Origin of the sequence: Hyphomicrobium sp. 1Nfss2.1, from assembly GCF_965243865.1 — a bacterium.
Taxonomy (GTDB): domain Bacteria; phylum Pseudomonadota; class Alphaproteobacteria; order Rhizobiales; family Hyphomicrobiaceae; genus Hyphomicrobium_A.
In genome coordinates, this window is sequence record NZ_OZ251603.1 from 3,940,030 (window position 1) to 3,960,864 (window position 20,835).

The 20,835-nt window shown below is 61.6% G+C and carries 16 protein-coding genes and 1 tRNA gene; 12 read left to right on the forward strand and 5 right to left on the reverse strand.

Annotation, left to right across the window (positions count from 1 at the left end):
• Nucleotides 1-241 precede the first annotated feature (241 nt).
• Nucleotides 242-318 (forward strand) — tRNA-Arg (locus tag ACP15D_RS19250).
• Nucleotides 319-433: 115 nt separating this feature from the next.
• On the opposite strand, the gene ACP15D_RS19255 is transcribed toward ACP15D_RS19250, so the two are convergent.
• Complete coding sequence (locus ACP15D_RS19255) at nucleotides 434-643, reverse strand: hypothetical protein (protein WP_424959022.1); 210 nt, start codon at nucleotides 641-643, stop codon at nucleotides 434-436.
• A 20-nt stretch (nucleotides 644-663) separates the two neighbouring features.
• Nucleotides 664-957, reverse strand: a complete 294-nt coding sequence (locus ACP15D_RS19260) for a hypothetical protein (RefSeq protein ID WP_424959023.1) — start codon at nucleotides 955-957, stop codon at nucleotides 664-666.
• Nucleotides 958-1,430: 473 nt separating this feature from the next.
• Here ACP15D_RS19260 and ACP15D_RS19265 point away from each other — a divergent pair, with 473 nt between their 5' ends.
• Nucleotides 1,431-1,649: a DUF4167 domain-containing protein gene (locus tag ACP15D_RS19265; RefSeq protein WP_424959281.1), complete on the forward strand. Its 219-nt coding sequence runs from the start codon at nucleotides 1,431-1,433 to the stop codon at nucleotides 1,647-1,649.
• A gap of 102 nt (nucleotides 1,650-1,751) precedes the next feature.
• Here ACP15D_RS19265 and ACP15D_RS19270 read toward each other — a convergent pair whose 3' ends face one another.
• Nucleotides 1,752-2,351 (reverse strand): TetR/AcrR family transcriptional regulator, encoded by a 600-nt coding sequence (locus tag ACP15D_RS19270; protein ID WP_424959024.1) that lies wholly within the window; start codon nucleotides 2,349-2,351, stop codon nucleotides 1,752-1,754.
• Nucleotides 2,352-2,562: 211 nt separating this feature from the next.
• Here ACP15D_RS19270 and ACP15D_RS19275 point away from each other — a divergent pair, with 211 nt between their 5' ends.
• Together ACP15D_RS19275 and ACP15D_RS19280 are read left to right on the forward strand one after the other, a co-directional pair.
• Nucleotides 2,563-3,771: an efflux RND transporter periplasmic adaptor subunit gene (locus tag ACP15D_RS19275; RefSeq protein WP_424959282.1), complete on the forward strand. Its 1,209-nt coding sequence runs from the start codon at nucleotides 2,563-2,565 to the stop codon at nucleotides 3,769-3,771.
• Complete coding sequence (locus ACP15D_RS19280; RefSeq protein ID WP_424959283.1) at nucleotides 3,771-6,911, forward strand: efflux RND transporter permease subunit; 3,141 nt, start codon at nucleotides 3,771-3,773, stop codon at nucleotides 6,909-6,911. The genes ACP15D_RS19275 and ACP15D_RS19280 overlap by 1 nt, the downstream gene beginning before the upstream one ends.
• 37 nt (nucleotides 6,912-6,948) lie before the next feature.
• On the opposite strand, the gene ACP15D_RS19285 is transcribed toward ACP15D_RS19280, so the two are convergent.
• Nucleotides 6,949-8,634 carry a type II and III secretion system protein family protein gene (locus tag ACP15D_RS19285; RefSeq protein ID WP_424959025.1) on the reverse strand — a complete coding sequence of 562 codons (1,686 nt, stop codon included), beginning with the start codon at nucleotides 8,632-8,634 and terminating at the stop codon, nucleotides 6,949-6,951.
• A 609-nt stretch (nucleotides 8,635-9,243) separates the two neighbouring features.
• On the opposite strand from ACP15D_RS19285, the gene bamA reads away from it, so the two are divergent.
• From bamA to ACP15D_RS19325, 8 genes are all read left to right on the forward strand, one after another.
• Entirely contained in the window at nucleotides 9,244-11,574 is a 2,331-nt protein-coding gene (gene bamA, locus ACP15D_RS19290) for an outer membrane protein assembly factor BamA (protein ID WP_424959026.1), read from the forward strand.
• Between the two features lie 336 nt (nucleotides 11,575-11,910).
• Entirely contained in the window at nucleotides 11,911-13,209 is a 1,299-nt protein-coding gene (locus ACP15D_RS19295) for a cytochrome c (RefSeq protein WP_424959027.1), read from the forward strand.
• A 12-nt stretch (nucleotides 13,210-13,221) separates the two neighbouring features.
• The gene (locus tag ACP15D_RS19300) at nucleotides 13,222-13,695 is read left to right on the forward strand and encodes a (2Fe-2S)-binding protein (RefSeq protein WP_424959028.1); all 474 of its coding nucleotides are present in this window, start codon (nucleotides 13,222-13,224) and stop codon (nucleotides 13,693-13,695) included.
• Nucleotides 13,688-16,006 (forward strand): molybdopterin cofactor-binding domain-containing protein, encoded by a 2,319-nt coding sequence (locus ACP15D_RS19305; RefSeq protein WP_424959029.1) that lies wholly within the window; start codon nucleotides 13,688-13,690, stop codon nucleotides 16,004-16,006. The genes ACP15D_RS19300 and ACP15D_RS19305 overlap by 8 nt, the downstream gene beginning before the upstream one ends.
• Nucleotides 16,007-16,362: 356 nt before the next feature.
• Nucleotides 16,363-17,481 (forward strand): GGDEF domain-containing protein, encoded by a 1,119-nt coding sequence (locus tag ACP15D_RS19310; protein ID WP_424959030.1) that lies wholly within the window; start codon nucleotides 16,363-16,365, stop codon nucleotides 17,479-17,481.
• A 183-nt stretch (nucleotides 17,482-17,664) separates the two neighbouring features.
• A complete protein-coding gene (locus tag ACP15D_RS19315; protein WP_424959284.1) occupies nucleotides 17,665-18,330 on the forward strand; it encodes a ParB-like protein in 666 nt (221 codons plus the stop codon).
• A gap of 151 nt (nucleotides 18,331-18,481) precedes the next feature.
• Entirely contained in the window at nucleotides 18,482-18,613 is a 132-nt protein-coding gene (locus ACP15D_RS19320; protein WP_280173544.1) for a hypothetical protein, read from the forward strand.
• 117 nt (nucleotides 18,614-18,730) lie between these two features.
• Nucleotides 18,731-19,840, forward strand: coding sequence for a THUMP domain-containing class I SAM-dependent RNA methyltransferase (locus ACP15D_RS19325; protein WP_424959031.1), 1,110 nt, complete (start codon nucleotides 18,731-18,733; stop codon nucleotides 19,838-19,840).
• Between the two features lie 9 nt (nucleotides 19,841-19,849).
• On the opposite strand, the gene ACP15D_RS19330 is transcribed toward ACP15D_RS19325, so the two are convergent.
• Nucleotides 19,850-20,800, reverse strand: coding sequence for a LysR family transcriptional regulator (locus ACP15D_RS19330; RefSeq protein WP_424959032.1), 951 nt, complete (start codon nucleotides 20,798-20,800; stop codon nucleotides 19,850-19,852).
• Nucleotides 20,801-20,835 lie beyond the last annotated feature (35 nt).

Genomic DNA, 20,835 nt, shown 5'->3' on the forward strand with positions numbered 1-20,835 from the left:
AAACCGCCCGTCTGAACGGCGCCCGTCGGTCCTGTAACGGCGGCCATTGCGCCGAGCACCCGGAGGTCCCAAAGGCCCGAAGAGGCGTCGAGAGGCTCTAACTCTCCGCGCGAGGCGGCAAGTTTACCGCAAAAACGGCCCATGCGCAGCTTGCAGCAGCGTCGCGAACCGCCTATTCGAACCTTTGCGGCTATATAGGTGTCGTGGCCCATTCGACCAGACGGCCTTACGTCCTAGATACGGTCCCGTAGCTCAGTTGGATAGAGCATCTGCCTTCTAAGCAGAGGGTCGCAGGTTCAAATCCTGCCGGGATCGCCACGCTATATCAATGGCTTACGGTTTGTTGGTCGCTGCATTCCGAGTTCGCAGCGCGCCGCCATTCCGAGTTCTTTCCTCTTTTCGTTCTCCTGCCTGCTTCGAGCCAGTTCGTTGCTCACATCGAGGAAGTCGACGTTGTGGATGCCTGGTTTTTGCCGGCGGCCAGCATCAACTTGCGCATCTGTCGCCTGAGCGAGGGGCCGTCCAGCTGGGCGGTAGAATAACCCTGATCGCGGAGACGACGTTCCAAGAAATCAAGTTTGGAGAATTCTCCCGAACGTGCGAGCTCAAAGGCCATCTCGAGGCACGTCTTGTTCTGGTCCATTCATGTGCCTTCCGGCTCTCTCAATCCCTACTATCGAGATCGCTCCCTGCGTTCGACAGCGCACGTCTTGCGCAGGTCCCGGGCTTAGCCCGCGCATTCGCCGCGGACACCGCTGCGTCGATATCGAGCCGCCGCCGGCCTAGCTGGATCAGCTTGGATGTGGTCGAGTCCACGAATGCTCCTATCTGCGATCGCGTGGCGGCATCGAGGTGCCCGCCTGCGAGCGTCTTGTGCATTTGTAGAACTGCCGCCTCGATAATACGAAACTCATCGCCGACGCGGCGCTGCTCGACAAGCAGCGGTCCAATTTCCATTTCAGTCACCTTCCTAGATGCGTGCTGCTTCCACCTCGATTGCGGACTGCGGGCAAGATTTGCGCGCGGGCTCTCTCCGAGAGGTGGTCGTCGCTTGCAGTTTCCTATGGCGCGGCTAAGCGCAGCTGCCGCGGCCAGTGCGGCCGTTGATGGTTCCCGCTTATGTCCCGATGCTTCGAGCGATCATCTCGCGCAACAAATTGCGATGAGCGAGGGAAGGGCAAAGCTCGCGAGCTGCACGAGCATATTCTCGCGTAACGCACACAATAACTCATAACACCGATCCCGGTGCTGGCCTAATGGTCTTGACCTGCAGGAGCGCACAAATCCAGACGTGGCGTCTTGCGCATCCTGGCGAGAGTGCCCACCTAATCATTGGTCCATGTGGACCAGATCCCCAAAAAACATCAGCGTATCTCCCCGTCATCATGGATGGGGGATATCGGCCTGAACATCGAGAATGAATGAATTCCATGAACCACAGCACCGACAAACCGTCGCGAAGACAGCAGCGCCAAGGGCGGCAGCCCACGCGGCAAGCCGGGCCGGCCACTAATGCGCGAGCAAACTACGAGCGCTACAGCGCTCTCGCGCGTGAATCGGTCCAGGTCGGCGACGCCGTACAGACAGAGTACTGGTATCAGCATGCCGACCACTATTTTCGCATGATGCAAGATCCAGCGGCCTGCTAGCTCCTTCCATGGCCGAGACGCTTGATTGATCGTCGCCGCTCTCCCGGCATCCGGCATCGCCAAATAAGTTCAATGTGCTGCGAACGATTTTCTGTGCGCCGGTCACAGCGACTTCGCCGAGACTCCATTTACGAAGATGTGGATGCAGCGGCGCACGTATGTCGCGCGGTCTTCCTCGCCCGGCCACTCCAGCCCATCGCTCGTTTTCGCAGCCATGGCGCCGAAGATCATGTCCATTAGAATCTTGGCTGCCGCCGCGGTGTCGTCGACCTCGATCTGTCCGCGCCTGCGCTGACGCTCCAGCCACTCGGACAGCAACGCCATCGCCTTCTCCGGGCCCGCTTGCCGCATGACGCGGCCGAGCTCCGGATTGGCACGGGTTTCCACCATGATGAAGCGCATGATGGCCATGCGGCGATCACTCGCTTCCGCATCGAGGTCGACGCGAAATATCTGTGCCAGCGCCTCCGTGAGCGGCAGTTTGTCATAGTCGCCTGGCAACGCCAGCATTTCGAACCGGTGCGCAGCAACGATTGCGGCAAACAGGTCCGCCTTGTTAGCGAACAACTCATAGAGCGTTCGCTTAGACACGCGGCACTGAGCGGCGACGTCATCCATCGTGACCTGTGACAGGCCCCTGGCAACGAACAGCGCCAGAGCATTTTCGGCGATCAGTGCGCGCTGATCCTCGTCGCTGCGCACTTTTGGGCGCCCGCGGGGGCGCCGTGGCTCGGCCGTTGCGGCTGCAGTGGCACTTGATTTCCTCATGACGGGTGCAACTCCGCTGGGGCGACAAACCTAGTTGACAGCCACATTTCTTCAAATAAAGGTACGGGTAAGTTTTGTAAATAGGAGACTCCTGATGCTGGCGCTCGAATGCATCGCCACGCACGGCCGCCTCGCCAAGCTCGTAATGAGCTCGCTAGTCATAATTGGACTTGGCGCGTGCAAGCAATCGGAGACCCCGGCCGGGGCCCCCCCGCGACCTGAGGTCAGCGTCGTGACGCTGCAACCCCAATCGGTGCAGATCACCGCCGAGCTTCCAGGCCGTACCACAGCTTCGCTCGTCGCTGAGGTTCGCCCGCAGGTGACGGGCATCATTCAAAAGCGATTGTTCGAAGAAGGCAGCGAGGTCAAGGCTGGACAGGCGCTTTATCAGATTGATCCCGCGACCTATCAGGCGGCCTACGACAGCGCCAAGGCCGCCTTGCAAAAGGCCGAGGCGGCGGTGCCGACCGCGCGCGCCAAGCTGCAACGCCAGGAAGTCCTCATCAAGACCAATGCCGTCAGCCAGCAAAATCTCGACGACGCAAGGTCCACGCTGGCGGTGGCCGAGGCTGAGGTTGCCGCCGCGCAGGCAAATCTAAAAACTGCGCAGATCAATCTCGACTATACGAAGATCCTCGCCCCCATCGACGGCCGTATAGACAAGTCGACACTGACCCCGGGCGCACTCGTCACGGCAAGCCAGGCCACCGCGCTGACGACCATCCGCAAGCTCGATCCGATCAACGTCGATGTCACGCAATCGAGCACCAACCTGCTCAATCTTCGACAGGCCATAGCGGCAGGACGCGTCAAGCTTTCCGGTGACAATGTTCGCGTTAGGCTGAAGCTTGAGAACGGCACATTCTATCCGCATCTCGGCACATTGGCGTTCGCGGAATCGAACGTCAGCGAGACGACGGGTACTTACACGGTGCGCGCCGAATTCCCCAATCCCGAGCGCCTGCTGCTGCCCGGCATGTACGTACGCGCCATCGTCGAGGAAGGTGTTGCCGACGACAGCTTCCTCGTTCCTCAGCGCGGCGTCAGCCGCAATACCAAGGGTGAGCCGACGGCGATCTTCGTCGACGCCAATGGGAAAGTTGAGGAACGCGTGCTGCGAATCTCGCGCAGCGTGGGCAACAATTGGCTCGTTGAATCGGGGGTTTCCGCAGGTGATCGCGTAGTCGTCGAGGGTTCGCTGCTCGTACGCGTGGGCCAGCTCGCCACACCTGTTGAGGTGATCATCGACGATAACACCGGCGAAGTGCGCGAGCGCGGTGCTCAACAAAGCAGTAACGCCTCCGATTACGCGGCCAACGGTTCTGGGAACGTTCAGCCGGCGGTGAAGAGATGATCTCAGCCTTCTTCATTGAGCGGCCGGTCTTCGCCTGGGTGATCGCACTCGTGATCATGCTGGGCGGCCTGCTGGCTTTGAACAACCTTTCTATCTCGCAGTATCCGCAGATCGCGCCGACGACAGTGCGCATAACCGGAACCTATCCAGGAGCAGACGCCCAGACGGTCGAGAACTCAGTGACGAAGATTATCGAGCAAGCGATGACTGGCATCGATTATCTCGATTATCTGACGGCCACATCGACCTCGACCGGGCAGGCCCAGGTTTCGCTCACGTTTACGAGCGATGCAGACCCCGACGTGGCGCAGATGCAGGTGCAAAACAAGCTGCAACTCGTCACCTCGCAGCTACCACAGATCGTGCAAACGACGGGACTGACCGTCACTAAATCCAGCTCCAGCTTCCTCATGGTCGCCGCGTTCGTCTCGACCGATGGCAGGATGAGCTCGACTGACATTGCCGACTACGTCGACAGCTCGCTCAACGACACGCTAAAGCGCGTCGCTGGCGTCGGTGAGACACAGATGCTCGGCTCGGGCTATGCCATGCGCATCTGGCTCGATCCCGACAAGCTGGCCAAATACGCGCTGATGCCGAGCGACATCGCCGCTGCGCTGCAAGCGCAGAACACCCAGGTGTCCGCTGGCCAGCTCGGCAGCTTGCCGTCAACGCAAGGCCAGCAGCTTAATGCCACTGTCACCGCGCGCTCGCGCCTGCAAACGCCCGAACAGTTCCGCAACATCATTCTGAAGAGCGCAACCGACGGCGCCCTCGTGCGCTTGAACGACGTGGCCCGCGTCGAGCTTGGCGCAAAATCCTACACCACCAGCGCCAAATACAACGGCTTGCCGGCAGCGGGCCTCGGAATCAATCTGGCGACCGGCGCCAATGCTATTGATACCGCGGAGGCCGTGCAGGCAGCTATCGCCGGGCGTGCTTCGACCTTCCCGCAGGGCATCGATGTCGTCTACCCGTACGACACGACGCCCTTCGTACGCCTCTCGATCGAGGACGTGGTAAAGACGCTGTTCGAGGCCATAGTCCTCGTCTTCATCGTCATGTACGTCTTTCTGCAGAGCTTCCGCGCCACAATCATCCCGACGCTCGCAGTGCCTGTGGTTCTCCTCGGAACGTTCGGCGTCCTGGCGCTGCTGGGCTACTCCGTTAACACGCTGACCATGTTTGCCATGGTGCTCGCCATCGGCCTGCTCGTCGACGATGCGATCGTCGTCGTCGAGAACGTCGAGCGCGTCATGCACGAGGAGGGGCTCTCGCCGAAAGAAGCGACCCGGAAATCGATGAACGAGATTTCCGGTGCGCTCGTTGGCATTGCGACGGTTCTCTCCGCCGTTTTCGTCCCTATGGCGTTCTTCGGTGGATCGGTAGGCGTCATCTATCGGCAGTTCTCGGTGACCATCGTCTCTGCGATGATCTTGTCAGTCGTGGTGGCGCTGGTGCTGACGCCCGCCCTCTGCGCAACCATCCTCAAGCCCGGGCACAGCGCCACGCGTGGCCCCTTTGCCTGGTTCAACCGTGGCTTCGATCACACCGCGCACGGCTATCGCGCCGGTGCCGGCCGCATCATCCAGAGAAGCTGGGTTTCGCTCGCCGTCTTCGCCCTGATCGTCGTGGGCGTGGGCTACATGTTCATGCGCCTCCCGTCCTCGTTCCTGCCGCAGGAGGATCAAGGGACGCTCATTGCAAGCATCCAGCTCCCTGTTGGCGCGACGCAGGATCGGACCGAACGCGTGCTCGACGAGGTGCGGACCTACTTCCTCGAAAAGGAGCCCGATGCGGTCGAAGGCATCATGACCGTATCGGGCTTCGGCTTCGGGGGGCAGGGGCAAAACGTGGGCATCGGCTTCGTCCGCTTGAAGGACTTCGCCCTGCGAAAGGCACCCGGCGTTGCCGCCAGCGCGGTAGCCGGTCGCGCCATGGCCGGGCTCTCCAAGATCAAGGATGCGCGCGTGTTCGTGCTCGCCCCGCCAGCCATCCAGGGTATGGGAAACTCGAGCGGCTTCGATTTCTTCCTGAAGGATCTAAACGGCGCCGGCCACGAACGGTTGATTGCGGCGCGCAACACGCTGTTGGCCAAGGCGGCGCAAAGCCCTCTTCTTCGGAATACGCGTCCCAACGGGCAGGAGGATACCCCGCAGTTTACGGTCGACTTCGACCAGGAGAAGGCGAGCGCGCTGGGGCTCAGTCTCTCCGACATCAACGCCACGCTGAGCACCGCCTGGGGCAGCGATTACGTCAACGATTTTATCGACCGCGGACGCGTCAAGCAGGTCTACCTGCAAGGCGATGCCTCCTCGCGCATGCAGCCCGAGGATCTCGACAAATGGCATGTGCGCAACTCCGAGGGCGTGATGGTGCCGTTCTCGTCATTTGCCTCTTCGCGCTGGACCTTCGGCTCGCCGCGTCTTGAGCGCTACAACGGATCCGGCGCCGTGGAGATACAAGGTGAGGCGGCACCGGGCATAAGCTCGGGCGATGCAATGAACGAGATCGCGCGCATCGTCGGCGAACTCCCGTCAGGCTACGGCTACGAATGGACGGGGCTTTCCTACCAGGAGCAGCTATCCGGCAACCAAGCGACAGCGCTTTACGCCATCTCAGTGCTTGTCGTGTTCCTCTGCCTCGCCGCCCTATACGAGAGCTGGTCGATACCATTCGCGGTCATGCTGTCGGTGCCGATCGGCATTTTCGGCACGCTCGCTGCAGCATTGATGTTCGGCCAGACCAACGACGTCTACTTCAAGGTCGGCCTGCTTACGACGATTGGCCTTGCTGCGAAGAACGCCATCCTGATCGTCGAGTTCGCCGTCGAGCGGCAGATCGCCGGCGAGGGGCTGATCGAGGCGACGCTCAACGCGGCACGCCAGCGCTTGCGGCCGATCCTGATGACCTCATTCGCCTTCATCCTGGGCGTGCTGCCGCTGGCCGTCGCCAGCGGGGCAGGCTCGGGTGCGCAGAACTCGATCGGCATCGGCGTGATGGGTGGCATGATCGCAGCAACGGTTCTCGGCATCTTCTTTATTCCGCTGCTCTACGTCGCCGTGCGCCGGGCAGTCGGAGGAGCGCGCGGCCGGGAAGAGATGCCGTCAGTGGGATCGCCCGTAGGGACGGGGCACTAGCGAGGCTTCCGGAGACGCGCGCGTTTGGTTCTGATCTTCATTCGACGATGAACCCGTAGTCACCCTTGAGGTCGCCGACCGGCGCCGGACGTCCGCCACCGTAGATGCGGTTTATCTGACCGAGAAAGTTGGCCTTTGCATCCGTCGGATCTGCCAAGCCATCCAGAGGCCGCGCCAACTCCTGGCGCGCAACTGGGCGCACCATGTACGGCGTCACTATGATGACAAGCTCCGTCTCCGAACGCTGATAGTCACGGCTGCGGAAGAGAGTGCCGAGAATGGGAAGATCCTTCAGGGTCGGGAAGCCATCGATGTTCTGGCGCGAATCCTCCGACAGAAGTCCGGCGAGTGCGATGGAGCCCCCCGATGGTAGCTCGACTGTTGATTTGGCTTGGCGCTTCTTCAACGCCGGTATCTCTATGCCAGATAGCACCACGGCTCCGTCGCTGCTGAGCTCGCTCACCTCGCTTTCGATCTTGAGGCTGATGCGGCCCTCGGAAAGAACCACAGGGGTGAATGCGAGGCCGATGCCGTACTCCTTATAGGTGACGCTGACCTGCCCCAAGCTATCAACGATGGGCACCGGGTACTCGCCGCCAGCGAGAAACTTGGCAGGCTCGCCGGATACAGCCGTGAGATTTGGCTCAGCCAGAATCCGCATCAGACCGTCGCGTTCCATGGCCCGCAGGGCTCCGTTTACGGCCTGATTGCCCGACTGCCAGGACATCGCGATGCCAGAGTTGCTGAAGGCATCACTGCTGCTCGATGAATTGAGGAGCTGCAGTGCGCCAGTCGCGGCTCCTGTCGATCCTATGCCGGACGTGGGGAGGGTACCGAGTGTGGCTCCGGTGAGAGGTAGGCTGTTTGATGTAAGCACCGACGTACTGAAGTTTCCCGAGTTGACGGCAGCACCGATATTGACGCCGAACTGCTTGAGGATCGTGCGTTGCACCTCAGCGACGGAAACGCGCAACATGACCTGCTCCTCACCCTCAACAGAGATGAGGTTGATGATCGGCTTGCCACCGTAGACGTTGGCAGCATCCGAATTAGAGCCGCCACCGGAATCGGTGGTCGCCGACTGATAGCCGCCGCCGACGGTGGTCGAGCTCGATGTCGTCGAACTATTGGAGGCACTCGGCGCATTGGTGTTGACGATGCTGCCGACTTCGGCATTTGCCTGAACAAACTGCGCCGCGATCTGGGCCGCACGGTCCGAATCGATGGGCGTGCGCACGCTGCCGGTGAGCACGACGGCGCGACCTGCGATCTCGCTTCGGACGCTTGAGCCGGGGATCAGCCGGGCGAGCAGTTGATCGAGAGCCGAGAGGTCGGCACCGATCGCGACATCGATCGTCAGGATCTGCTGACCGTACTCGTCGAAGAAGAAGGCGTTGGTCTGTCCAGTCCCCTTGGCGATGAGGAACACGCGATCGGACGACTGCACGACTGCGTCGAGGATCTTCGGGTCAGAGATGAGGACATCCTTCAGCGGAACGGGAAACTGCACGACAGTCGAGCGCCCGATGCCGAGATCGAGTCGCTTCGTCATCGGAAAGGCGGCATTGGCCGGAATGCGCAAGACGGAATCCTGCCGTGCAGGCCCCGCAGCCGCCGCCTCCAATTTGCCCGTCAGATCCGCAGCGTCAACGTTGCCGAAGCCCGACGCAACGAGCCAGACTGCAGCCACAGACGTGCGCACCCACTTCAGGGTCGTTCCCATGATCGAGTACCTTTTCGAACAGCCGAAGACTGATGACGCAACTCAGTTCACGCTGTACGCACGTGGCCTCAATTCGCTCGCTCCCCACGGCGCGTCACACGCCGTATCGCAGCCCGCGAAAATCCTTCGGGCCTGCTCGAAAGGAATGGCTGAAAAAGGCGAGAGCGATTTCTCGCTCGCAGAGGACCACCGCTAGAGAGCTTAAGTCTCGAGCGTTTCCTGCCGTTGTATTTTTGTTTCGGAATGTTTCCCCAACGAGGGGATTGTTGTCGAAACGCTTCCAGAGCTCAGCGTCACCAACCTCAGGTTACAAATAGAGCTGGTTGAGTGAGCGCTGGTGGTGGTCGCTTGAAGAGGCACCTGGGAACTTAGTGGTCGGCAGCGGATAATGGAGGCCTTCACACTATTTCCTCATTTGAGAAACCTTCAGACACGTTCAAAAAAATCCAGGCAACAAAGCTCGACTAGCTTGCCTGCCACAGGGGTCGGCAGGGAGTTGCTATGACGACGATCATGTGCGGCGGGGGAACTCAAAGCCGACTGCCACCGAGGGGGCTTCCGGCATGCGACGAGGATTACCCACGAAGCTCCTTCATCGAGGCTATAGCGGTGAGAGTCTGTCGCCTTGCGTTCATTCTGGCGATTGTCTCCTCGGGGATCACCTGCGTCGGTGGCGCGCTGTCCTCTGTCCCTGCCCTTGCCCAAAGCGCGCCTATTCGCGCCATTGAGGTGTCGGGCAACAAACGTGTCGAGCCGGAGACGGTTCGCTCGTATCTGCAATTCTCAGTCGGCAGCGCTTACGATCCCGCCAAGGTTGACGGGTCGATCAAGGCGCTGTTCGCAACGGGCCTGTTCTCCGACGTGCGCATCGATCGCTCGGGCGCGGACATCATCGTCACCGTCGTCGAGAACCCGGTCATCAACCAGGTGGCCTTCGAGGGTAACAGCGAAGTCGACACGGACACTCTGCGCAACGAAGTGCAGATGAAGCCGCGCTCGGTCTTCACGCGTGCTCGTGTCCAGCAGGACGTGCAGCGCATCCTCGACGTCTATCGCCGCCAGGGCCGCTATGCCGCGACCGTCGAGCCGAAGATCATCGAGCTCGAGCAGGATCGCGTGAACCTGGTGTTCGAAATCGCCGAAGGCAGCGCGACGAAGGTGAAAGGCATTCACTTCGTCGGCAACAAGGCGTTTTCCGACACTCAGCTTCGCGACGTCATCTCGACGACGGAAAAGGGCTGGTTCGACTTCCTCAAGGGCACGGCGATCTACGATCCCGATCGCATGAGCCTCGATCGTGAGCTCATCCGTCAGTACTACCTGAAGAACGGCTATGCCGACGTGCAGGTGACGGCGGCCAATGCCGAGCTCGACCGCGATGGCTCGGGCTTCTTCCTCACCTACTCGATCGAGGAAGGCGAACAGTACGCTTTCGGCGACATCAACATCGAGAGCACGGTTTCGGCGATCGATGGCTCCAAGTTCAAGGGCAAGGTGCTGACCGAAAGCGGTGACACCTACAATGCCGGCCTGATCGACAAGTCGGTGGAGGCCGTGACGGCCGCGGTGTCCCAGGATGGCTTTGCGTTCGCCCGCGTGCGTCCGCAAGCAACGCCTGACCCGGTAGCGCGCCGGATCTCGCTCAACTACGTGATCGAGGAAGGCCCGCGCGTCTATATCGAGCGCATCAATATCGCCGGCAACACGCGCACCAAGGATTACGTGCTGCGCCGTGAGTTCAAGGTGGCCGAGGGCGACGCTTACAACCCGCTCATGGTCGACCAGGCCAAGAAGCGGCTGACCAACCTTGGTCTGTTCAAGAACGTCGATGTGAAGCGCCGTCCCGGCAGCAACCAGGATCGCGTGATCCTGGATGTCGAGGTTGTCGAGCAGTCGACGGGTGAGCTTTCGTTCGGTGCCGGTTACTCGACATCTGAAGGTGTGATCGGTGACGTGTCGATCACCGAGCGCAACCTGATGGGTAACGGCCAGTACCTGCGCCTCGGTTTGTCGGGCTCGCTCGAGCGCCTGCAGGTGAATCTGAGCTTCACCGAGCCGCGCTTCCTCGATCGCAATCTCGCCGCCGGCTTCGACCTGTTCCACAAGGAGGTCGACTATTCTGATACCTCCGGATACGAGAGCAGCCGCACAGGCGCCACCTTGCGCCTAGGCTTCCCGCTCTCGGAAAGGCTATGGATGCAGACGAACTACACTGCATCGCGGGACAAGATCTTTGACGTGGACAGCGATGCATCTCTTGCCATCAGACAGGCAGAGGGAACGTCCTACACATCGCTCGTAGGCTCCACGATCAGCTACGATCTGCGCAACGATCCGAAGAACCCGACCAAGGGCCTGTGGTTCCAGGTCGGCTCCGACTTCGCTGGTCTCGGTGGCGACGTGCAATACGTCAGCTTGGCAGCCGAAGCTCGCGGCTACTACCCGATCACCGACAACATCACCTTCGTCGCTCGCGCCATCGGCGGCTCCATCCAGGGCTGGGGCGGTGAGGATGTCCGCCTCATCGATCTGTTCTTCAAGGGTGGTGAGACGGTTCGCGGCTTCGATCGTGCCGGTTACGGTCCGCGCGACCTGAACACGGGGGATGCCCTCGGCGGCCAGTACTACTGGGCGACCACCGCGGAAGTCCGCTTCCCCATCCCGTTCATTCCGGATGACCTGGGGATCTCGGCCGCAGTCTTTGCCGACGCGGGCTCTTTGTGGGGGGCCAGCGTAGGAAACGTAGCGCAGGGGTGTGAGTCCGGAAACTCCGATATGGTCTGCGTGGCCGACAGCTCATCCATCCGTTCGTCGGTCGGCGCCAGTATCATGTGGGCTTCGCCCGTTGGGCCGATCCGCATGGACTTCGCCAAGGCCCTCAGCAAAGAATCTTACGACGACGAGCAGTTCTTCCGCTTCGGTGCCGCGACCAAGTTCTGATGAAAATCCATCACTGGTTAGGATTTCTAGTGAGAGCCGGTCGCGAGCCATTGCCGCGCGCCGGTCTGTTGGCCCGCGCATCCTGAGCTGTTGGCTCCGCGTCGCCCCGTGCGTACGCGATAATGGGGCAAACAACTCAGTCCTGCGCGAGCAGTGGCGTGCGGTCCGCGGGCTGCACCCGAGACGCCCCAATTGCACCAACCGTGATCAACGTTGCATCAAATGCGAGCGCGGCACTTAGTCCAACATGGACGTTGGAGGTGCATCGTGGTGTGGGTGGAACGCAGCGAGCCGTAGTATCGTTTGCTCGAAGCTGACACCCAGGATTGATGCCCGATGCTTAAATCCGCGCTGGCCGTCGCCGCGATAGTGGCTGTTCTGGTCTTCGGTGCTTTCGCGATCTACGCCTACCGCTCGCCTATCGCGCCGATGAGTGCCGCTGAGAGTCCCAAGTTCTCACCCGAGTTTGTCGAGAGAGGACGCATCCTGGCGTCCGCAGGGTACTGCGCCACCTGCCATACGGAACAGGGCGGCAAGCCCTATGCCGGCAACTACCCGTTGAACACAGGCTTCGGCACCATCTACGCGTCGAATATCACGCCAGACCCCGAAACAGGCATCGGCGATTGGTCCCCCGAAGCATTCCGCCGCGCCATGCATGATGGTGTCAGTCGCGATGGCTCGCATCTCTTCCCGGCGTTTCCGTTCGATCATTTCACCTTGATGTCCGACGAGGACGTCGACACCATCTATGCCTACCTGATGAGCGAGGTGAAGCCGGTCAAGCTCGCCACCAAATCGAACACCATCCCGTTCCCGCTCAACATGCGAATATGGCAGGCCGGTTGGCAGCTTCTCTTCGTCGACTTCGGTCGCTTCAAGCCAAACCCGCAAAAGTCCGAGCAATGGAACCGCGGCGCTTATCTCGTGGCGGGCATCACGCACTGCGGCGCCTGCCACACCCCCCGCAATATCCTCGGCGCTGAGAAGAAGAGCCGGGAGTTTGCTGGCGCCAGCATCGATGAGTGGATTGCGCCGGCACTCACCGCGGCCAATCCGTCGGCGGTGCCATGGACGGCGAGCGAGTTCACCCGCTATCTGCAGACAGGTGCCGGCGTCTACCACGGCATCGCCGCCGGCCCCATGGCGCCCGTCGTACACGCTGGCATTGGCGAGCTTCCCGAAAGTGATCTCGTTGCGATTGGCACCTACCTCGGCGATATCGTCGGCGCCCCAGATACCAACCCGGCCGACAACCCGCTCGTGCTCGCCAGTCTCAAAGCGGGCAAACCGGACCCCGCCTATCGCAAGGATCTGGGCGAGCGCCTCTACGCGACAGCCTGCGCCGCCTGCCATTACAATAGCAAGGAGGTCATGGAAGGCCGCCCCGACCTCGCGATCAACTCGGCAACGCGCCTTGATAAGCCGGACAACCTCATCCACGTAATTCTCGACGGCGTAAGCTCCGACGAGGGGAGCAAGGGCATCGTCATGCCAGCCTTCCGTCACGCGCTGTCGAACGAGCAGATTGCCGCCATCGCCGCTTACCTGCGCGACAAGCGCGCCGAACTCAAGCCCTGGCCTGACCTGACTGGTCGGGTCGCCAGCATCCGAAACGAGCGCGCTGGGAACTGACGAGGACACGACATGATTGAGTTTGCCGTCAACGGACGCCGCGTCAGCGTCGATGTCGAGCCGGATACGCCGCTTCTGTGGGTCATCCGCGATGACGTCGGCCTCACCGGCACGAAGTTCGGTTGCGGCATCGGCATGTGCGGCGCCTGCACGGTGCTGGTGGGCGGGCGCGCCACGCGATCATGCATAACGCCCATAGCTGACGTCGCCGGCACCGAGATCACCACTATCGAAGGCCTTTCGCCGCACGGCGATCATCCAGTGCAGGTCGCCTGGCGCAACATCAGCGTTCCGCAATGTGGCTACTGCCAGTCCGGACAGATCATGCAAGCCGTCGCGCTGCTCAAGGATATCCCGACCCCGACCGACGACGACATCGACGCCGTGATGACCGGCAACCTGTGTCGCTGCATGACCTACAATCGCATCCGCAAGGCGGTGCACGAGGCCTCCCAGGCAATGATGGGGGAGAAAAACAGTGGCTGAGGTATTGAGACTCCCCAAGGATCCGCGCGGCTCGGCCGACCTCACCCGCCGTGGCTTCCTCGTTTCCATGTGCGCAACCGGTGCTGTGTTCGGCTTCCCGAGCATCGCCAACGCAGCGATGAACCCCGAGGCCCCGGACGGTCTCCCCATCGAAGCAGTCGGCGCTAAGTACGAGCCGACGATCTGGTACTGGATCGGCACCGAGGGGCACATCAACGTCAACATCATTCGTGCGGAGATGGGCCAGCACGTCGGCACGGCGATTGCGCGCATCCTAGCCGACGAGCTTGGCGCCAACTGGGATGATGTGCACATCGACCACGTAGATTCCGCCGCCAAGTGGGGCACGATGGTCACCGGCGGCAGCTGGTCCGTGTGGCAGAGCTGGCCCGTCTATCGCCAAGCGGGCGCTGCCGGCCGTATCGCGCTCGCGGAAAAAGCCGCCGAGCAGTGGGGCATCGATCCGACCCAGGTCACTGTGAAGGACGGTGTCGTCTCTGGTGCGGGGCAAAAGCTGAGCTTCGGCGAGCTGGTCGCCATGGGCCTCTCGCGCACATTCACCGAGGAGGAGCTGAAGCAGCTTCCGCTCAAGCCTCACTCGGAATTGACGCTCGTCGGCCGCGACGTGAAGGCGCTCGACATCGCCACCAAAACGACCGGCCACGCGATATTCGGCATTGATGCCAAGGTCGACGGCATGGCGTACGCCGCGCCGATCCTGCCGCCAACGCGCTACGGCTCGTCCATCACCAGCATCGACGACAGTGCCGCAAAGAACGTCAAAGGCTACCGCCAGACGGTCAAGCTCGATGATCCATCCGAGACCGTCCAGGGCTGGGCCGTAGCCGTCGCCGACAGCTTCTGGGCCGCGCAAAAGGCAGCCCGGCTCATCAAGGTCGAATGGAACGTCAGCGGCGCCGCCAAGGTAGACGAAGCCGCCATCCAGCAGCGCGGACGCGCCCTCATCGCCGACGAAGCCAAGGGCGCAATCCTTGATACCGGCGACACCGATGTCGCGCCCGTCTTTGCCAAAGCGGCGAGCACGCTCGAAGCTGAATACACCACCGCCACCGTGCTGCATTTCCAACTCGAGCCGGTCAACGCGACCGCCTATCAGGCACCCGATGGAGTCTGGATGATCGACACCGGCAACCAGTGGCAGTCGCTCGCACTCCCCTGGCTGCAGAAGGCACTGGGCGTAGGTGAGGGCGGCGTGGTGATGCGCACCTACCTGCTCGGTGGTGGCTTTGGCCGTCGTTTGAACGGCGACTACGCGGTGCCCGCCGCGCTCACTTCGAAGGCGCTAGGCGGCGCGCCGGTGAAGATGATCCTGACACGTCCGCAGGATACCGAATTTGACAGCCCGCGCTCCCCGTCGGTGCAGAAGATCCGCATGGCCTTCGATGCCGACAATAATGTCATCGCGATGGATGCAGCGGCGACTGCCGGTTGGCCGACCAAGGTCATGATCCCCGCCGCAATGGAGAAGGGCGTCAACGGCGAGATGTACGATCCGTTCGCCGCCGACGGCATCGACCACTGGTATTCCGTCGGCGCGCAGCGCGCCCGCGTCATCTCCAACGACCTCGCCGAAAGCACGTTCCGTCCGGGCTGGCTTCGCTCGGTCTCGCCGGGGTGGATCAACTGGGCGATCGAGAGCTTCATGAGCGAGGCCGCTTCCAAAGTCGGCCAGGACCCGGTCGCCTTCCGTCTGGCCCACCTGAAGGCCGAAGGGCGCAACGCAGGCTCGGTACCCAATTCGGTCGGTGGCGCGTCGAGGCAGGCCAACGTCCTGCAGCGCGTGGCCGAACTGTCGGGATACGGAAAGACCAAGCTCAGCGCTGACACCGCCATCGGCATAGCAACGACCTATGGCCAGTCACGCTCGATGCCGACATGGGTCGGCGGGGCAGCGCAGGTCCACGTCGACCGCAAGTCGGGCCGTGTTGCCGTTGAGAAGCTTTGGCTGGTTATCGATTGCGGCACGGTTGTCGACCCCAACAGCGCCCACGCCCAGTGCGAGGGGGCGGCGTTATGGGGGCTGTCGATGGCCCTTTATGAGGGCACCGAGATTGAGCATGGCCTGCCAAGCGCGCGCAATCTCGACGTTTACACTCCACTGCGCATGATCGATACGCCTGAAGTCGTTATCGAATTCGTGGACAGCACCGAGGTGCCCACCGGGCTCGGCGAGCCCGGCACGACCGTCGTCGCGCCGGCCATCGGCAACGCGATCTTCCAGGCGGTCGGCGTACGATTGAGGCATCTGCCCATCACGCCAGCAGCCGTGCGCGCGGCACTCGAAGCGTGAGAGCAGCTGTCGTCAGGACGCAACCGTCGATTCTGCGACGGCATGAATACCTCGCGATTACAAGGATGTATGTTTTGGTGACGCAAAGGGGAGCGAACTGCGAATGCCTTTTATAGGCGCGATGTATTGATGCGCGTGACCTGTCTTTGATCAAATGCGCTTCCTACCTTCGCAGTGAAATCGACAGCTGCGAACATTAGGGACTTTACGGCCGAGTGTGCAGGGCATACACCCCCTGAAACTGCGCGTTGTCTGATGATTGTTAGATGACATCTTGCGCAGTCTGGGGGCGGAGCCAATAATTTCACCGCGTCCGCACTCCGGAGGCAGGTCATATTTCCTGCGAGGGCGCAGCAATGAACAAGGCCGCGATCAACTATTTGCTTTCCTTTCTCGCCGGCGTAGCTGTCACATTCGGCTTTGTATTTCTTTCCGGCAGCTTGCATCGCTGGGAGAGTGTCCGCACTTCCTCTGGCCCCGATGAAATAATTTGGGCGCTCGCCCCAATCATCCTACCCCTGCTGATCATCGGTATGCTGGGTGGGGCGTTGCTCAGCCACTATTGGAATGACGTGTCTGCGTTTGCCAACGGATTTCTGCCGAAGGGCTCGCGAACGTCTTCCCAGCTCGCAGCGACGCCGGCGACGCAAAAGCTGCGCGGAAATAGCGAGGTGAATGCGGTCCGCGATGAGCTCGAGCGTCAACTCGGCAGATTGATCGTCCTTATCGCCGGCCAGTTGGAACACTCGAAGGATCATGTTGCCTCTTTGCGCGACACCAACGTGCACCTTGCTTCCGTCACCAATGTTTCCGAATTGCGCGAGGTGGTACACGCGCTGATTATCAAGAACGAAAAGAACGAGAGCCAGACGCGCGATCTGGAAACGCGGCTCAAAGAAGCGCAGGATCAAACGGCTTCATTGCGGCTGCGGCTTAGTCAGGCGGAAAAGCTGGCTTCCCTCGATCCCTTGACGTCGGTCGCCAACCGGCGCCGGTTCGAGCAGTTCATCGCCGCCGAGGTTGCCCGTTCGCACGAGAATGGGACCCCACTTTGCCTCATCATGACAGACATAGACCACTTCAAGAACGTCAATGACCGCCATGGCCACTCGGCGGGAGATAGAGTTCTCAAAGCGTTTGCTGATTTGCTTTCCAAGAGCGTTCGCGGTGCCGATCTTGTCGCCCGCTACGGTGGTGAAGAGTTTGCCGTCGTTCTCCCGCAGACGCCGATGGGCGACGCATTTGGAATTGCCGAGCGTATCCGCAGTATCTTTGCGCTTCACGGCGGCACGCGCGAGTCTAGCGTCAAGGAGCTTGGCAACCTGACGGCATCCTTCGGCGTGGCCGAGATCCGCGATGGCGAGCCGCCGAGCGCTCTCATCCAGAGAGCCGACCAGATGCTCTACGAGGCGAAAAACAGCGGCCGCAACCGCACGATGATCTGGAGTACGTCGAGCGAATCAGCGAGCACCTGACCGCTTTGCGACTGTCGGAAACGCTATGTTAACCAGCCTGACGAAATCATAAAGCTCAACGATCACCCCGTTCGAGGTTTTGTGGTGTCGACGCTGAGTCACCTAGGCAGCGGCCGCAGGAGCCGTGCGCACACGTCCGTCCTTCCCGCTAAAAAGCCCAAGCTAGCGTTGCTGCCAGGATTGGTGGAGGGCGACTGGTGCGAGGCCGTTCCGCTAGCTGAATTGCGCCCGACGCAAGCTGCCGTGGGTATGCGCGCCGTGGAAGCCAAGAGACGCAAAATCGTGCGACTGACAGAGAGCGCGCGCAAGTTCCGTCGCTACCTTGAGCGTCGTCCTGTCCCCGCGGTGCTCGGCCCACGCGAGGAATACTACATAATCGACCACCATCACCTGAGCCTCGCGTTGTGGCAGAGCGAGATCGAGGAAGTGTTCGTCCGCGTCGTCGGCGATCTGTCGGATCTGCCCAAGCGCACATTCTTGCAAGCCATGTCCACATTCGGCTGGCTGCATGCTTATGACGGTCGCGGACGCAGCATTTGCCCTTCGCGTTTGCCATCACGAATTGATCTTATGCAAGCAGACCGTTTTCGCGATCTCGCATGGTCCGTGCGTGAGGCAGGCGGCTTCAGAAAGACGCCGACGCCGTTCAGTGAATTCGCGTGGGCGAACTTCTTTCGCATGCACATTCCGGAGATTTTGCTCGAGCACGATTTTGCCGCAGCACATGAACAGGCAATGCGGCTGGCGAATTCGGCCAATGCGAGACACCTTCCCGGCAATATTTATCGATCGGGTCGCGTTCAGCCCGTTCGCAGGTGCGGCGAGTTCGCACAGGCACTCGCGGTCTGAACCCCGCAAAGCCCGCCAATTCGAAGCCCTCAAATTCTTTGCAAACTGCAAACACGTCTTGTGTCGCCGCAGTCGCTTGTACGCGATTTCGGCGACGCAATATGCCCGCTGTCGGGATTGGTCCTGACGATCTCACGACAGGAGAAGACAGATGAGAACCATCGCAATGACCCTCCTTGCTGTCGCGCTCGTTGGTGGCGCAGCCAGCGCATACGCCGGCAACGACGTGAATGATTGCCGCAGCATCTCGGATTCAGTGTACGGCCTCTGGGGCTGCCGCTAGAGCCAGCCAGATAGGCGACAACGCGCACCTGGGTCGCGGGTATCCGCAACTCAGGTGCGCGGTTAGCGGCGACGCATGAAGCTATCGAAGCGCGCAACTTCCCGATATTGAAGCGGGATGACGAACAGCGACTTCGAGATTTTCCTCGTCGCGACGCCGGGCCTCGAGGGGCCTTTGTGCGCCGAGGCGAGAGCAAACGGATTCAAGGCAAAGACTGTTCCCGGCGGTGTGGCGCTGAAGGGCGGCTGGCAGGATGTCTGGCGCGCCAATCTTCAGTTGCGCGGACCGACGCGCATCATGGCCCGTATCGACAGCTTCCACGTCACACACCTTTCCCAGCTTGATAAGCGCGCCCGGCGCGTCCCCTGGCATCAGGTGTTGAAGCGCAATAAGCCGTTCCGTGTCGAAGCCTCCTGCAAGGCCTCTAAGATCTATCATTCGGGAGCCGCGGCGCAGCGCATAGAACGCGCTATCGTCGAGGAACTCGGCGCCCAGCCGGCTGACGACGCTGCAGTCTGCATCAAGGTGCGGATCGAGAACGACCTCTGCACTATCTCTGTCGATACCTCGGGCGAGTCCCTGCACAAGCGTGGGCACAAACAGGCCGTCGCCAAGGCGCCGATGCGCGAAACCATGGCCGCAATGTTCCTGCGCCAATGCGGGTTCGATGGCACCCAGCCTGTCCTCGACCCCATGTGCGGCTCGGGGACATTCGTGATCGAGGCAGCGGAGATCGCCTCCGGCTTGCAGCCTGGCCGTTCGCGCAAGTTCGCGTTCGAGGATCTTGCCAGCTTCGAGCCAAAGGTCTGGCAAAGCATGCGCGCGGAAGCCTCTTCGCTCGCACCGCCGGTCAAGTTCTACGGCAGCGACTTGGATCCCGGCGCGATCCGCATGAGCAATGCCAACGCCGAGCGCGCGGGCGTCGCCGACATCACCGAATTCCGCCAGTGCGGCGTCGAGGAGCTGACCGCACCGGAGGGGCCGCCGGGCATCGTCATCGTCAATCCGCCGTACGGTGATCGCATCGGTCAGAAGGGGCCGCTGCGGCAGCTCTATCGCTCGATCGGTCAAACGCTGCTGACCCGCTTTTCCGGTTGGCGCGTCGGGCTCATCACCAACGAGGCGAAGCTCGCAGAGGCAACCGGGCTGCCTTTCTCGCTCACCGCCGAGCCCGTGCTGCACGGCGGCTTGCGCATCACGCTCTTCCGCACCGGCCCATTGCCGTAAGAGGAACGCTCAAGCACTGATCTTGCGTGCCATCGGCGGCTGCCCCAGCACATCGGCAAGCGTCTGCCGCGCCAGATCGCTGAGATCGCGCGGAATACGCCCCAGCTCCCGGTGACGCGCCACGAGTGTCAGCGCGCGAGACACCTGCGGGCCGGGTAGCTTCGCCATCACCACGCCGGCTCCCGGCAGCGCCGACTCCTTCACGCACAGCGGTGTCGTGATCGCAAACCCGCGCCCCTCGGCCACCATCGCCGTTACCGAATAGGGATTGTCGAACTCCATCGTTCGCGGCGGTGTGAGGTCGAGCCGCCGCATGTGTGCATCGATGTGCAGTCCCGTCTGCGAGCGCGCGCTGAACCGGATCAGCGCTTGCGCGGCTGCGAGCTTTTTCAGGTCCGCCACGGTGCGCGGCGCCTTCGTGCCTTCCTTCAGCAGCAGGCAGTAGGGCTCCTTGGCAAACTCCCACCGCTCGAGGCCCGTCCAAGTCTCGAGGTCATCGACGCCGAGGAACAAATCGAGCCGACGCGTCAGCAACTCGCCCGCGTGCAGCGCGGTCAGCCCGGACAGGATCGATACTTCATCGGCGATCGAAGCCAGATAATTCGCGAGCGGCACCGTCAGGCTGCGCGTCAGCGAGTCGACCAGCCCGACACGAATGATCGGCAGCTTGCCGCGCTCTGTCTGCCGCAGCATCGGCGCGATCTGCCGCGCCTCCGCGATCAGCGCGCTCGCCCGCTGCCGCAGCAACCCGCCGGGAACCGTCACCGCCAGCGGACGCACGTCGCGGTCGAGCAGCTTGAACCCCAAACTCTGTTCGAGCTCAGCGATCGACTGCGACACCGCTGGTTGCGTCATCCCGAGTGCACGTGCAGCCGCCGACATGGTCCCCGTGTCACAGACCGCGAGGAAAACTTCGAGGGACTTCAAATCGAAGGCGAGGGGGGCAGGATTTTTCGACATGGCTGAGCGTAGTATAAGTAAAGCTTATACCCACC